The sequence below is a fragment of the Streptomyces sp. NBC_00096 genome, assembly GCF_045041305.1.
Classification (GTDB): domain Bacteria; phylum Actinomycetota; class Actinomycetes; order Streptomycetales; family Streptomycetaceae; genus Streptomyces.
The window spans coordinates 3343145-3356691 of record NZ_CP108221.1; the positions used below are offsets into that span (position 1 = coordinate 3343145).

Genomic DNA, 13547 nt, shown 5'->3' on the forward strand with positions numbered 1-13547 from the left:
CCTCGGTGGCGGACACGGTTCACCTTTCCACCCTTTGTCGGATCATGCCTGCCATAGCGGCCCCGGGCATGCGTGACAGGGCATACGGGTGGACGATTTCTGCCCGGCGCGGCCCTCCGTGGGAGGATCTGGGACCGACAGTGATGACTATGGAAGGCAGATCCGTGGCCGAGAAGCTCTACGCCACCCTGAAGACGAACCACGGCGACATCGAGATCGAGCTTCTGCCGAACTTCGCCCCGAAGACCGTGCGGAACTTCGTGGAGCTCGCCGGCGGCGCCCGCGAGTGGACCCGTCCCACGGACGGGCAGAAGACCACGGACCCGCTCTACGACGGCACCGTCTTCCACCGTGTCATCAGCGGGTTCATGATCCAGGGCGGAGACCCGCTCGGCAACGGCACGGGCGGTCCCGGGTACCAGTTCGCGGACGAGTTCCACCCCGACCTGGCCTTCACCAAGCCGTACCTGCTCGCGATGGCGAACGCCGGCCCGGGAACCAACGGCTCGCAGTTCTTCATCACGGTCGCCCCCACCGCCTGGCTGACGCGCAAGCACACCATCTTCGGCGAGATCACCGACAGGTCCAGCCAGAAGATCGTCGACGGCATCGCCGCCGGCGCCACCAACCCGCGCACCGAACGCCCCCTCGACGACGTGATCATCCAGTCCGTCGTGATCGAGAAGCGCTGACCCGACCGGTCAGCGCCGGCCCCCCGCCGCCCCCAGGACTGCCGGGGAACCTTTCGGCCCCGCCCGTCCGTCCTCGATACGTACCGGGCGGGCGCGGCGGATCCGCCGCCTCGACGCCGCCCCGCCGCCGACCGAGGGACCGATGGGACCGCGATGGACACCGACCGTCTTCCGGGCTGCTACCGCCACCCGGACCGTGACACCGGGATCAGCTGCACGCGCTGCGAGCGGCCGATCTGCCCCGAGTGCATGATCAGCGCCTCGGTCGGCTTCCAGTGCCCCGAGTGCGTCCGTGAAGGTTCGGGGACGGGCCACGGGCCTGCCGCCAACGTCCCGCGCACCGTCGCGGGCGGGGTGGTCTCCGCCGATCCGCACCTGGTCACCAAGATCCTGATCGGGATCAACGCGGCCGTGTTCCTCGCGGCTTTCGTCCTCCCCGGGCTGGAGATCCACCTGGAGCTGATCGCCCGGTACCGGGAGCAGCTGGGCGGACCGGTCGAAGGCGTGGCCACGGGCGAGTACTACCGGTTGCTGACCTCGACGTTCCTGCACGTGGCGCCGTTGCACATCCTCGGCAACATGTTCGCCCTGTGGGTCATCGGCGGACCGCTGGAGCAGGCGCTCGGCCGGGCCCGCTACCTCGCCGTGTACTTGCTGTCGGCCCTGGGCGGCAGCGCCCTGGTCTATCTGCTGACCCCGCAGAACGTCCCGACCCTCGGTGCCTCCGGGGCCGTCTTCGGACTGCTCGGCGCCACCGTGGTGCTGGCCCGCCGGATGCGGTACGAGATGCGCCCGCTGATCACCATGGCGGTGTTCATGCTGGTGCTGACCTTCGTACCGGGGCTGAACGTGTCGTGGCAGGCCCATATCGGTGGCCTGGTCGCCGGAGCGCTGGTCGCGCTGGGTCTGCTGTGGCCCGCCACGGGCCACAGCGCCCGGAATCGTAAATTCGTCCAGTGGGGCACCTGTGTGGCGGTGTTCCTGCTGGCCGGAGCCGTGATCGTGGTCCGGACGGCCGAACTTTCCGCACTCACCTGATCACACCGGCGTCAACTCTCCACAGAGTTATCCACAGATCTTCTGTCTTTTCCTCAGGTGTGGATGACGCTGTGGATAACTCATGGGGAGAGCTTGCGGTGATGGGCCTACCGGGTGACTATCGCCGGGCTACTTCCACTGCGTGGAGACACCGAATCCCGCCGCGATGAAGCCGAAACCGACCACAATGTTCCAATTGCCGAGAGCTTCGACGGGAAGCTGGGTCTCGGACAGATAAAAGACGACGATCCACGCCAGGCCGATCAGGAAGAACGCCAGCATGACCGGGGCCACCCAGTTGCGGTTCGTCAGCTTGATCGACTGCGGCGTCCGCGTGGGCGGCGGGGTGTAGTCGTCCTTCTTGCGGATACGTGACTTCGGCACGAGGGGCTCTCCTGTCGATGCGCTGGGGACCTTGCCTGCCCCGGGCGTCCGTTAGCGTAGTGGACCTGTGGCGTTGAAGGAGAAGGGTACGTTGAGCAATTCCGACGACTCCTCCGCGGGTCCCCGTCGCCGTGCCAGACCGGTCCGGCTGCTGACGGCCGCGGTTTTCGCCCTGGCCGGCTTGATCTTCGTCACCAGCTTCAACACTTCCAAGGGTACGAACATCCGGACGGATGCTTCGCTCCTCAAGCTCTCCGACCTGATCCACGAGCGCAGTCAGAGCAATCTGGACCTGGAGCGGAGCACCGCCACCGTACGCGGTCAGGTTGACGCCCTCGCCGAACGCGACAACGGCAGCACCAAGGCCGAGGACGCCAAACTGGCCGCACTGCGCGCCGCCTCGGGCACCGAGGAGATCACCGGCAAGGCCGTCACCGTCACCCTGAACGACGCGCCGCCGAACGCCACGGCCCGCATCCCCAACGTGCCCGAACCGCAGCCCAACGACCTGGTCATCCACCAGCAGGACCTCCAGGCCGTCGTGAACGCCCTCTGGCAGGGCGGCGCCCAGGGCATCCAGGTCATGGACCAGCGCCTGATCTCCACCAGTGCCGTGCGCTGCGTCGGCAACACCCTGATCCTCCAGGGCCGGGTGTACTCGCCCCCGTACAAGGTGACGGCGGTCGGCGACCCCGGCGCGCTGAAGAAGGCCCTCGCCGCCTCCCCGGCGCTGCAGAACTACCAGCTGTACGTGAACGCGTACGGGCTCGGCTGGAAAGTGGACGAGCACAAGGCGCTGACACTGCCGGGCTACTCCGGCACAGTGGACCTCCACTATGCGAAGCCGCTGGAGTCCGCCACCCCGTGACCGTCACGTCGACGTGCCGCGCCTGCTGGTACGGACGTTCAGCGAGGTGTGCCTGACCGCGGGCTCGCTGATCGTGCTCTTCGTGGCCTACGTACTGCTGTGGACCGGGGTCAAGGCGGACCAGGCCATGGACGGGGAGATGGCCCGCATGCGCGACCGCTGGTCGGCGGCGCCCGCGGCCGCCCCCGGGCCCGCTCCGGCCCCTTCCCGGGCCCCCTCCACGGCCCCCCCGGCCGCACCGCGGCCCGCGGCCTACGCCCCGGGTCAGCCCTTCGCCGAGATGTACGTCCCGCGCTTCGGCCCGGACTGGAACAAGCCGGTCCTGGAGGGCACGGGCACGGACCTGCTGAAGAAGGGCCTGGGCCACTACGCCGGCACGGCCGGCCTCGGGGAGACCGGGAACTTCGCGGTGGCCGGCCACCGGCGCACGTACGGCGACCCCTTCAAGGACATCCCGGAGCTGCGCCCCGGCGACGCCGTGATCCTCAAGGACGCCACCACCTGGTACACGTACACCGTCCGCTCGGAGCCGCTGCGCACGCTCCCGACGGAGGTCGGCGTGGTCGATCCGGTGCCGCGGCGCTCCCCCTTCGGCGGGCCCGGCCGGTACCTGACCCTGACCACCTGCGACCCGGAATGGGGCCACAGCCACCGCCTGGTGGTGTGGGCCGAGCTGACCGGGACGCGGACCCTCGCACAGGGCAGGCCCGAGGGTTTGTAAAGGTGACCCCACGGTCCGGGCGGCTGGCTTTAGGCTGTGGACGTACCGCCCCCGCGGTGCGTTGAACGATCGTGGACGAAAAGGACACAGGCGGCATGTACGGCTGGATCTGGCGGCATCTGCCGGGAAACGCGTGGGTACGCGTGGCGATCTCCCTCGTACTGGTGCTCGCGGTGGTGTTCGTGCTGTTCCAGTACGTCTTCCCGTGGGCCGAGCCGCTGCTCCCGTTCAACGATGTGACGGTGGACGAAGGATCGGGAGCCACTCCGTGAGCGCGCGCATTCTGGTTGTCGACAATTACGACAGCTTTGTCTTCAACCTGGTCCAGTACCTCTACCAGCTCGGCGCCGAGTGCGAGGTGCTGCGCAACGACGAGGTCGAGCTCGCCCACGCCCAGGACGGCTTCGACGGCGTCCTGCTGTCCCCGGGCCCCGGGACACCCGAGGAGGCCGGGGTCTGCGTCGAGATGGTCCGCCACTGCGCGGACACCGGGGTACCGGTCTTCGGCGTCTGCCTCGGCATGCAGTCGATGGCCGTGGCCTACGGAGGCGTCGTCGGCCGGGCTCCGGAACTGCTGCACGGCAAGACCTCGCCCGTGGTCCACGAGGGCCTCGGCGTCTTCGAGGGACTGCCCTCGCCCTTCACCGCGACCCGGTACCACTCCCTCGCGGCCGAGCCGCCGACCCTCCCGGACATCCTGGAGGTCACCGCGCGGACCGAGGACGGGATCATCATGGGCCTGCGCCACCGCGAGCACGACGTCGAGGGGGTGCAGTTCCACCCCGAGTCGGTGCTGACCGAGTGGGGCCACCGGATGCTCGCGAACTGGCTGGTGCGCTGCGGTGACGCGGGTGCGGTGGAGCGTTCGGTGGGGCTCGCCCCGGTGGTGGGCAAGGCCGTCGCATGACCGTGCTCGCGCCGTCCGCGCCCACCGAGGGCAGGGCCGCGCGACGCAGGGCAGCGCAGGAGGCCGCGAAGCGCACGCGTGCGCGGGGCCGGGGCCGGCGGCGCAGGCGGCCGGCCTCGGGCGGGCCGGTCGTGGTCGCCAGCCGGGTGGCCGGGGAGCTGTTCATCACGCTGGGCCTGGTGATGCTGCTCTTCGTCGGCTACCAGCTCTGGTACACGAACTTCCTGGCGGGCCGGGCGGCCGATGACGCCGCCGGCTCGCTGCTCCAGAACTGGGACCGCAATCCGGGCGGTGCGGCCGCCCCGCCCGTGGCGGCCTTCGAGCCCGGGCAGGGCTTCGCGATCCTGTATATCCCGAAGCTGGACGTGAAGGTGCCGGTGGCGGAGGGGACGAACAAGGCGAAGGTCCTCGACAAGGGGCTGGTCGGCCACTACGGCGCGGAGCCGTTCAGGACGGCGATGCCGGCCGACCCGCAGGGCAACTTCGCGCTCGCGGGCCACCGGAACACGCACGGCGAACCGTTCCGCTACATCAACCGGCTGGTGCCGGGGGACAAGATCGTGGTCGAGACCCGGGACGCGTACTACACGTACGAGATGACCTCGCAGCTCGCGCAGACCCCGCCGTCGAACGTCTCGGTCATCAAACCGGTGCCGGTCGGATCGGGCTTCACGGCTCCCGGCCGCTACATCACCCTGACCACGTGCACGCCGGAGTTCACCAGCACGTATCGGATGATCGTATGGGGCAGGATGACCGGTGAACGCCCCCGCAGCCAGGGCGCTCCGCCCGAGCTGACCAGCCCGTAGAGGATCCGCAGTGTCACGTGCCGCACCGCCCCCGAACCGCAGTGTGCTCGCGGGGCTCCTGAGCCTGCTGGGCGAGCTCCTGATCACGGTGGGCCTGGTGCTCGGCCTGTTCGTGGCGTACTCGCTGTGGTGGACGAACGTCCTCGCGGACCGGGACGCCTCCGCGCGCGGCGACGCGGTGCGCCAGCAGTGGAACAACCCGGCGCCCGCGCCGTCGGCGTCCGCCGGGCCGGGTGCGCTGGACACCCAGGGCGGCATCGGCTTCCTGCACGTGCCGGCGATGAAGAACGGCGAGGTGCTGGTCAAGCCGGGCACCGGCTCGGACGTCCTGAACGACGGCGTCGCGGGGTACTACACGGAGCCGGTCAAGTCGGCGCTGCCGTGGGAACCGGCGGGCAACTTCACGCTGGCGGCGCACCGGGACGGGCACGGGGCCAAGTTCCACAACATCGACAAGCTGAAGAACGGTGACGCGGTCGTCTTCGAGACCCGTGACAGCTGGTACGTGTACAAGGTCTTCGCCGAGCTCAGCCAGACGTCGAAGTACAACGTGGACGCCATCGGCCCGGTCCCCAAGGAGTCGGGCAGGACGGCGCCGGGGCGCTACATCACCCTCACCACCTGCACGCCCGTGTACACCTCGAAGTACCGCTACATCGTGTGGGGCGAGCTGGTCCGCACGGAGAAGGTCGACGCCAAGCGCACCCCGCCGGCGGAGCTCCGCTAGGAACAGCGGAGGCCTGGAGCCCGCACTGCGGTGCTCCAGGCCTCCAGAAGGCCCCTGGGGACGGCTGTGGCGCCTCCCCGGGCGGCGGTGGTGGTCAGCCGCCCAGGCCTCCGAAGAAGCCGCCGTTGCCACCGCCGTTGCCGCCGTTGCCGCCGTTGTTCCCGCCGTCCACGGTGGTCACGTTGATCACGGTGCCGGGGGTGACCAGGCTGCCGATCATCGGGTCCGTGCTCAGGATCTTCGACTTGCCTTCCGAGGGGCCCGACAGGACGGATCCGAAGATCAGACCCTTGGAGGCGAGCTCGGCCCTGGCCTGGTTGATGGTCCTGCCGACCAGGTTCGGGACCTGGACCTGCTGGGCCGCCTTGGCGATGGAGATGTTGACCGTCGTGCCGACGTCCACCGAGCTGTTGGGGGTGGGGTCCTGCGAGATCACCGTCTTCGGGGCCGTGCCCAGGGGCGCGTCCACCTCCGTGGTGCTGCCGAGCTTCAGCTTGGCGGCGGTGAGCGCCTTGACGGCGTCCTCGCGGCTCTTGCCCGTCAGGTCCGGGACGGTCGCCTTGGCGGCTTCCTTGGCCACCTGGAGGGTGACCGTCGAGCCCTTCTCGGCCTCGCCGCTCTTCGGGTTCTGGTCGATGACGGTGCCGGGTGCCCGCTCGGACTCGACCAACTTCTTCTCGACCTGGAAGCCCTTGTCCTGGAGCGCCTTCTCCGCGTCGGCGACCGCCAGGTTGACGACGTTCGGAACGGCGACCTTGGGTGCGCCGGTGGAGATCTTCACCTTCACGGCGGACTTCTTGTCGACCTTGGTGCCCTCGGCCGGGGTCTGCTCGCAGACGCTGCCCTTGGGCGCGGCGTCGCAGGGCATCTCGCCGTCCTTCTGGACGGTGAGCCCGACGTTGTCGGCGTTCTTCTGGGCCTGCTCGAAGGTCTCACCGATGAGCTTGGGCACCGCGGGCCGGTTGTCGACGCCGTTGCCGGGGAAGAGCGCGCGCCCGATGAGGATCGCGCCGACCAGTACGAGGACGCCGGCGGTCACCAGCAGGATCGTGGAGGTCCTGCTCTTCTTCTGCGGGCGCCGGCCGTGGCCGCCCTGGTCGTACCCGCCCTGGTCCCCGTACCCGTAGCCGCCGTCGCCCGGGGGCATCGGGGGCAGCATGGAGGTCTGGTTGGGGTCGGTGGCGCGCAGGGCGGTGGTGGGCTGGTCGTAGCCCTGGTGTCCGTAACCGTGTCCCTGGTCGGGGTAGCCGTAGCCGGCCTGGCCCATGGAGGCGGTGGCGGCGACGGGCTGGCCGTCGAGGCAGGCCTCGATGTCGGCGCGCATCTCGTCGGCGGACTGGTAGCGGTAGTCGGGGTCCTTGACCAGCGCCTTCAGCACGATCGCGTCCATCTCGGGCGTGATCTCGGGGTCGAAGTTCGACGGGGGCTGGGGCTCTTCCCGTACGTGCTGGTAGGCGACGGCGACCGGGGAGTCGCCGATGAAGGGCGGCCGGACGCTGAGGAGCTCGTAGAGCAGGCAGCCGGCCGAGTAGAGGTCGGAGCGTGCGTCGACCTGCTCGCCCTTGGCCTGCTCCGGGGAGAGGTACTGGGCGGTGCCGATGACGGCGGCGGTCTGCGTCATGGTCATGCCGGAGTCGCCCATGGCGCGGGCGATGCCGAAGTCCATGACCTTGACCTGGCCGGAGCGGGTCAGCATGACGTTGGCGGGCTTGATGTCACGGTGCACGATGCCGGCGCGGTGGGAGTACTCCAGCGCCTGGAGGATGCCGATGCACATCTCCAGGGTGCGCTCGGGCAGCAGCTTGCGGCCGGAGTGCAGGAGCTCGCGCAGGGTCGAGCCGTCGACGTACTCCATCACGATGTACGGGATGGAGATGTTGTCGACGTAGTCCTCGCCGGTGTCGTACACCGCGACGATCGCCGGGTGGTTGAGCGACGCGGCCGACTGGGCCTCGCGACGGAACCGGGCCTGGAAGGACGGGTCGCGGGCGAGATCGGCGCGCAGGGTCTTGACGGCGACGGTACGGCCGAGCCGGGTGTCGTGGGCGAGGTAGACCTCGGCCATGCCACCGCGGCCGAGCACGTGGCTCAGCTCGTACCGGCCGCCGAGGCGACGCGGCTCTTCCATAACGTTGCAGCCCTCTCCGTCAGTCCCGACCGCACCCGTGTGTGGTCCGGCGGTGTGCTGTTCGCGCAAAGGCTACCGGCCGATCGTCGGTGATCGGTTCGTGACCACAGGCTGATACCGGACCGGTACCGTACGCTCGGATCCGGGCGAGAAAAGTGATCCGGATCACACTCCTGCGTCCCTTGCGCCACTCGCGTGGTGCGCGGCCCCGCCCGTCACCGGTCCGTCACCCCTTGTTGCTCTTCAGGACGGCTTCCATCACGGCCTTCGCCACGGGGGCGGCGAGACCGGCACCGCTGATGTCCTCGCGGTCCGCGCTGCTGTCCTCGATGACCACGGCGACGGCGACGGGCGAGCTGCCGTCGGGGTTCTCGGCGTAGGAGATGAACCAGGCGTACGGGCGCTTCTTGTTGCCCTCGCCGTGCTGGGCGGTACCGGTCTTCCCGCCGACCACGGTGCCCTTGATCCGGGCGGTGGTGCCGGTGCCCTTCTCGACGACGTTGACCATCATCTGCTGGATCTTCTTCGCGTTCTCGGCGGAGACCGGCCGGCTCATCTCCTGCGGCTCGTGCTTCTCGATGAGGTCGAGGTTGGGCGAGGTCAGCGTGTCGACCATGTACGGCTTCATCAGCTTGCCGTCGTTGGCGATGGCGGCGGTGACCATGGCCATCTGCAGCGGGGTGGCCGCGGTGTTGAACTGGCCGATGGAGCTGAGGGCGTTGCCGTCCTTGCTCATGGTCTTGTCGTAGACGCTGGCGAAGGCGCGGACCGGGGTGTCGATCTTGTCGTTGTTGAAGCCGAACTTCTCGGCGGTCTTCACCATGTTGTCCCGCCCCACCTTGTTGCCCACGTTGGCGAACACGGAGTTGCAGGAGACGCGCAGGGCCTCGTTGAGGCTGGCCTTCTCGCACCCGCTGGCGTGGTTCTCCATCGGGGTCTGGGTGCCCGGCAGGATGTACGGCTCGGGGGTGTCGGTCGGCGCGTCGATGTCCGTGACGATGCCGTTCTCCAGGGCCGCGGCGGCGGTGACGACCTTGAAGGTGGAGCCGGGCGGGTAGGTTTCGCGCAGGGCGCGGTTGACCAGCTTCTTGTCCTCGCTGTCCTTCAGTTCGACCCAGGCCTTCTCGTCGTTCTTCGAGTTGCCGGCGAAGACGGAGGGGTCGTACGAGGGGGTGCTGACCAGGGCGAGGATCGCGCCGGTGCGCGGGTCGATCGCCGCGACCGCGCCCTTCTTGTCGCCGAGCTGCTTGAAGGCGGCTTCCTGCGCGGCGGCGTTGAGCGTGGTGACGACGTTGCCGCCCTGCTTCTTCTCGCCGGTGAACATGCCGATGGTGCGGTCGAAGAAGAGCCGGTCGTCGTTGCCGGTCAGGATCTGGTCCTCGAGGGACTCCAGCTGGGTGGAGCCGAAGGCCTGCGAGGCGTAGCCGGTCACCGGAGCCCAGAGCGGGCCGTTGAGGTAGGTCCGCTTGTACTTGTAGTCGCTGCCGTCGGTGACGGCGGAGCCGGTGATCGGGTTGCCCTGGACGATGATGTTGCCGCGCTCGGTGGCGTACTGGGCGATCTGGACCCGGCGGTTCTCCTTGCGGGTGCTCAGGTCCTCGGCCTTGACGTACTGGAGCCAGTTGGTCCGCACGAGCAGTGCCAGGACGAGCAGCCCGCAGAAGATCGAGATGCGGCGCAGGGGCTTGTTCATGACGGGCGGACCACCTGGGTCATCTCGGAGTCGGGGGACGGTGCCGGGGCCGGGGCAGGGCGGCGTGCGGTGTCGCTGATCCGGATGAGGATGGCGATGAGGATCCAGTTCGCGAGGACGGAGGAGCCGCCCGACGCGAGGAAGGGCATGGTCATGCCGGTGAGGGGGATGAGGCCCATGACTCCGCCGGCGACGACGAAGATCTGGAGTGCGAAGGCGCCGGAGAGGCCGATGGCGAAGAGCTTGCCGAAGGGGTCCCGGGCGGCCAGCGCGGTGCGCACGCCCCGCTCGATGATCAGGCCGTAGAGCAGGAGGAAGGCCATGACCCCGGCGAGTCCGAGCTCCTCGCCGACGGTGGCGAAGATGAAGTCGGAGTTGGCGGCGAAGCCGATGAGGTCGGAGTTGCCCTGGCCCCAGCCGGTGCCGAGGACCCCGCCGGAACCGAAGCTCATGATGGACTGGCCGACCTGCTCGCAGGCGCCGGACTTGCTGTAGCAGGCGAAGGGGTCGAGCCAGGCGGTGACGCGGGCCTTGACGTGGCTGGCGGTGGCGCCGACCACGGTGGCGCCGCCCACGCTCATGAGCAGGCCGATCACGATCCAGCTGGTGCGCTCGGTGGCCACGTACAGCATGATCACGAACATGCCGAAGAAGAGCAGCGAGGTGCCGAGGTCGTTCTCGAAGACCAGCACCAGCAGGCTCATCGCCCAGATCATCAGGATCGGGCCGAGGTCGCGGCCGCGCGGCAGGTAGAGGCCCATGAAGCGGCGGCTGGCCAGGGCCAGGGCGTCGCGCTTGACCATCAGGTAGCCGGCGAAGAAGACGGCGATGACGATCTTGGCGAACTCGCCGGGCTGGATCGAGAACCCGCCGACGCTGATCCAGATCTTGGCGCCGAAGACGTCGGCTCCCAGACCCGGGATCACGGGCAGGATCAGCAGGACCAGCGAGGCGGCCATCGAGATGTACGTGAACCGCTGGAGCACCCGGTGGTCCTTGAGGACCAGCAGCACGCCCGCGAACAGGGCGATGGCCAGGCCCGTGTACATCATCTGCCGGGGCGCGGACTCGGAGAAGACGCCGAAGGACCGCTTCGCGAGGTTCTGCAGCCTCTCCGACTGGTCGAGGCGCCAGATCAGGACCAGGCCCAGCCCGTTGAGCAGCGTGGCGATCGGCAGCAGCAGGGGATCGGCGTACTTGGCGTAGCGGCGTACGACGAGGTGGGCGAGGCCCGCGAGAACGCCGAGGCCGAGCCCGTAGGTGAGCATGCCCGGGGGCAGCTTCCCGTGGATCGACAGGCCCGCGTTGGCGTAGGCGAAGATCGGGATGACCACGGCGAAGGCGAGCAGCAGGAGCTCGGTGTTCCGCCGGCTCGGCAGCTCGATGGCGCCGATGGTGGTCGTGTTGGTGACAACGCTCATGGTGTGGCAGGCCCCCTGTGCCCGCGTATGTCTACTGCTTCTCGCACGAGCCGACGACCTGCTGCTCGGCGGCAGTCAGGGCGGGGCCCGGCGTTTGGTTGTTCTGCGCTTCGGCGGCGCGGCGCTCCTCGTCCTTCTTGCACGCGGAGGCCTGGGTGCCGAGCTCGTCGATCTTCGTGCGGGCACCGTCGAGGCTGCTCTCGCTGATGGTGTCCTGGACGAGCTTGCGCTTGAAGGGCGGCAGGTACTTCAGTTCGATGTCGGGGCGGTCGGTCTCCACCTTGGAGAGCTCCAGCGGGCCGAGCTTCTGGCTGATCCCGCGGAAGAGCGCGACGTGCTCGCCCTTGGCGCCGACGTAGAACTGCGTCTGGGTCCAGCGGTAGCCCGCGTACAGGCCGCCGCCGATGACGCCGAGGACCACGAGCAGCGTGAGCGTGCGGGTGGTCCACTTGCGCCCTTTGCCGCGACGCCTGCGCGGGCGGTCGTACGTGTCCTCGTAGCCCGCGTCGCCGTCGTACGGGTCGGGCTCGCCGAAGCTGCCGTACCCGCCGTCGGCTCCGCCGCCCTGTCCCTGGGCGCCGTAACCGCCGTAGCCGGGGGCCTCGCCGCTGCCGGGGGGGCCGAAGGCGCCGGCGGGCGGGGGGGCCTGGCGGCCGAGGCCGGAGGCGCGGCCGGCCGGCGTCTGCATGGCGTTGCCGCCGTCGAAGAGCTGGTGGTGCTGGTTCTCGGCGACCGCGCCGACGACGACCGGGGTGTCGTTGACCTGCGCGGCCAGGGTGTCGCCGCTGTCGGTGTCGAGGACGTCGGCCACGATGCAGGTGATGTTGTCGGGGCCGCCGCCGCGCAGTGCGAGCTGGATGAGCGAGGCCACGGTCTCGCGGGGGCCGTGGTAGTCGGCGAGGGTCTCTTCCAGGGTCTGGTGGGAGACGACGCCGGAGAGCCCGTCGGAGCAGATGAGGTAGCGGTCGCCGACCCGGACCTCGCGGATGGAGAGGTCGGGCTCGACGATGTCGCCGCTGCCGAGCGCTCTCATCAGCAGCGAGCGCTGCGGGTGGGTGGTGGCTTCCTCTTCGGTGATCCGGCCCTCGTCGACGAGGCGCTGGACCCAGGTGTGGTCCTGGGTGATCTGCGTGAGGATGCCGTCGCGGAGCAGGTAGGCGCGGGAGTCCCCGACGTGGACCAGGCCGAGGCGCTGGCCCGTCCAGAGCAGGGCGGTGAGCGTGGTGCCCATGCCTTCGAGCTGTGGGTCCTCCTCGACCATGACGCGCAGCTGGTCGTTGGCGCGCTGCACGGCGGTGCTGAGCGCGGTGAGGATGTCCGAGCCCGGCACGTCGTCGTCGAGCTGCACGAGCGTGGAGATCACCTCGGAGCTGGCGACTTCACCGGCGGCCTGGCCGCCCATGCCGTCGGCGATCGCGAGGAGACGCGGACCGGCGTAGCCGGAGTCCTCGTTGCCCTCGCGGATCATGCCCTTGTGCGATCCGGCGGCGAACCGCAGGGACAGACTCATGCGCACCTGCCCTGTCGACGCCTCGGGGTACAACCGGTCTCGAGCCACACTGCCCACCCTCCGGTCGGGAGCGCGCTCGGGTCCGGGTCCCCGGTGGGACGGACCGCTGCGGCTCGCTCGCTCCGCTCGCTCATTCTCGTACTACTTCCGCAGCTCGATGACGGTCTTGCCGATGCGGATCGGTGCGCCCGGCGGAATGGGCGTCGGGGTGGTCAGCCGGGTCCGGTCGAGATACGTGCCGTTGGTGGACCCGAGATCCTCGACGATCCACTGGCCGTCACGGTCGGGGTAGATCCTGGCATGCCTGCTGGAGGCGTAGTCGTCGTCCAGCACGATCGTGGAGTCGTGGGCCCGGCCCAGGGTGATCGTCTGGCCGGCGAGGGCCACCGTGGTTCCCGTGAGGGTGCCCTCGGACACGACGAGCTTGGTGGGTGCACCGCGGCGCTGGCGCTGCTGCGGTGGGGCCGCGTTCTGGCGGCCCTGCTGCTGCGGGGCGCCGGTGGCGCCCCCGCCGCGTCGGGAACCGCGCTGCGTGACTCTCGTACCGAAGAGATCGCTGCGGATGACCTGGACGGCCACGATGACGAACAGCCACAGAACGGCCAGGAAACCCAACCGCATGACCGTCAGGGTCAGCTCTGACATTGCC

Annotated in this window: 13 protein-coding genes and 1 pseudogene; 8 read left to right on the forward strand and 6 right to left on the reverse strand. The window is 69.4% G+C overall.

Going from position 1 to position 13547, the window contains the following annotated elements; all coding sequences use genetic code 11:
• The first annotated feature begins 164 nt into the window (after nt 1-164).
• Nucleotides 165-692: a peptidylprolyl isomerase gene (locus OG904_RS14590; RefSeq protein WP_405498013.1), complete on the forward strand. Its 528-nt coding sequence runs from the start codon at nt 165-167 to the stop codon at nt 690-692.
• Between the two features lie 153 nt (nt 693-845).
• Nucleotides 846-1730: a rhomboid family intramembrane serine protease gene (locus tag OG904_RS14595; RefSeq protein WP_405490976.1), complete on the forward strand. Its 885-nt coding sequence runs from the start codon at nt 846-848 to the stop codon at nt 1728-1730.
• A gap of 129 nt (nt 1731-1859) precedes the next feature.
• Here the strand turns inward: OG904_RS14595 and crgA are convergent, their stop codons facing one another.
• Nucleotides 1860-2114, reverse strand: coding sequence for a cell division protein CrgA (crgA, locus tag OG904_RS14600; protein ID WP_399375992.1), 255 nt, complete (start codon nt 2112-2114; stop codon nt 1860-1862).
• Nucleotides 2115-2205: 91 nt separating this feature from the next.
• On the opposite strand from crgA, the gene OG904_RS14605 reads away from it, so the two are divergent.
• From OG904_RS14605 to OG904_RS14630, 6 genes and pseudogenes are all read left to right on the forward strand, one after another.
• On the forward strand, nt 2206-2982 hold the full coding sequence (locus tag OG904_RS14605) for a DUF881 domain-containing protein (protein ID WP_405490978.1): 777 nt from the start codon (nt 2206-2208) through the stop codon (nt 2980-2982).
• A 13-nt stretch (nt 2983-2995) separates the two neighbouring features.
• Nucleotides 2996-3703 carry a class E sortase gene (locus OG904_RS14610; protein WP_405490980.1) on the forward strand — a complete coding sequence of 236 codons (708 nt, stop codon included), beginning with the start codon at nt 2996-2998 and terminating at the stop codon, nt 3701-3703.
• Between the two features lie 95 nt (nt 3704-3798).
• Nucleotides 3799-3975 carry a hypothetical protein gene (locus tag OG904_RS14615; RefSeq protein WP_383954876.1) on the forward strand — a complete coding sequence of 59 codons (177 nt, stop codon included), beginning with the start codon at nt 3799-3801 and terminating at the stop codon, nt 3973-3975.
• Entirely contained in the window at nt 3972-4610 is a 639-nt protein-coding gene (locus tag OG904_RS14620; RefSeq protein WP_405490983.1) for an aminodeoxychorismate/anthranilate synthase component II, read from the forward strand. The genes OG904_RS14615 and OG904_RS14620 overlap by 4 nt, the downstream gene beginning before the upstream one ends.
• Nucleotides 4577-5419 (forward strand): annotated as a pseudogene (locus OG904_RS14625) (class E sortase); the annotation flags it as partial. The gene OG904_RS14620 and the pseudogene OG904_RS14625, both read left to right, overlap by 34 nt.
• A gap of 10 nt (nt 5420-5429) precedes the next feature.
• Nucleotides 5430-6146 carry a class E sortase gene (locus OG904_RS14630; protein WP_405490985.1) on the forward strand — a complete coding sequence of 239 codons (717 nt, stop codon included), beginning with the start codon at nt 5430-5432 and terminating at the stop codon, nt 6144-6146.
• Nucleotides 6147-6240: 94 nt separating this feature from the next.
• Here the strand turns inward: OG904_RS14630 and pknB are convergent, their stop codons facing one another.
• The 5 genes from pknB to OG904_RS14655 all read right to left on the reverse strand — a co-directional run bounded on the left by pknB (nt 6241) and on the right by OG904_RS14655 (nt 13543).
• Entirely contained in the window at nt 6241-8274 is a 2034-nt protein-coding gene (pknB, locus tag OG904_RS14635) for a Stk1 family PASTA domain-containing Ser/Thr kinase (protein WP_405490987.1), read from the reverse strand.
• Between the two features lie 226 nt (nt 8275-8500).
• Nucleotides 8501-9967, reverse strand: coding sequence for a peptidoglycan D,D-transpeptidase FtsI family protein (locus tag OG904_RS14640; protein ID WP_405490989.1), 1467 nt, complete (start codon nt 9965-9967; stop codon nt 8501-8503).
• The gene (locus OG904_RS14645) at nt 9964-11388 is read right to left on the reverse strand and encodes an FtsW/RodA/SpoVE family cell cycle protein (protein WP_405490991.1); all 1425 of its coding nucleotides are present in this window, start codon (nt 11386-11388) and stop codon (nt 9964-9966) included. Before OG904_RS14645 ends, OG904_RS14640 begins: the two co-directional genes overlap by 4 nt.
• A gap of 31 nt (nt 11389-11419) precedes the next feature.
• Nucleotides 11420-12898 (reverse strand): PP2C family protein-serine/threonine phosphatase, encoded by a 1479-nt coding sequence (locus OG904_RS14650; protein WP_405490993.1) that lies wholly within the window; start codon nt 12896-12898, stop codon nt 11420-11422.
• Between the two features lie 141 nt (nt 12899-13039).
• On the reverse strand, nt 13040-13543 hold the full coding sequence (locus tag OG904_RS14655) for an FHA domain-containing protein (protein WP_405490995.1): 504 nt from the start codon (nt 13541-13543) through the stop codon (nt 13040-13042).
• Nucleotides 13544-13547 lie beyond the last annotated feature (4 nt).

Bases quoted from the DNA above. Each gene is read 5' to 3' on its own strand.
- OG904_RS14650 (WP_405490993.1), bottom strand. From the start codon at position 12,898: ATGAGTCTGTCCCTGCGGTTCGCCGCCGGATCGCACAAGGGCATGATC.
- OG904_RS14645 (WP_405490991.1), bottom strand. From the start codon at position 11,388: ATGAGCGTTGTCACCAACACGACCACCATCGGCGCCATCGAGCTGCCG.
- OG904_RS14595 (WP_405490976.1), top strand. From the start codon at position 846: ATGGACACCGACCGTCTTCCGGGCTGCTACCGCCACCCGGACCGTGAC.
- OG904_RS14615 (WP_383954876.1), top strand. From the start codon at position 3,799: ATGTACGGCTGGATCTGGCGGCATCTGCCGGGAAACGCGTGGGTACGC.
- OG904_RS14655 (WP_405490995.1), bottom strand. From the start codon at position 13,543: ATGTCAGAGCTGACCCTGACGGTCATGCGGTTGGGTTTCCTGGCCGTT.
- OG904_RS14640 (WP_405490989.1), bottom strand. From the start codon at position 9,967: ATGAACAAGCCCCTGCGCCGCATCTCGATCTTCTGCGGGCTGCTCGTC.
- pknB (WP_405490987.1), bottom strand. From the start codon at position 8,274: ATGGAAGAGCCGCGTCGCCTCGGCGGCCGGTACGAGCTGAGCCACGTG.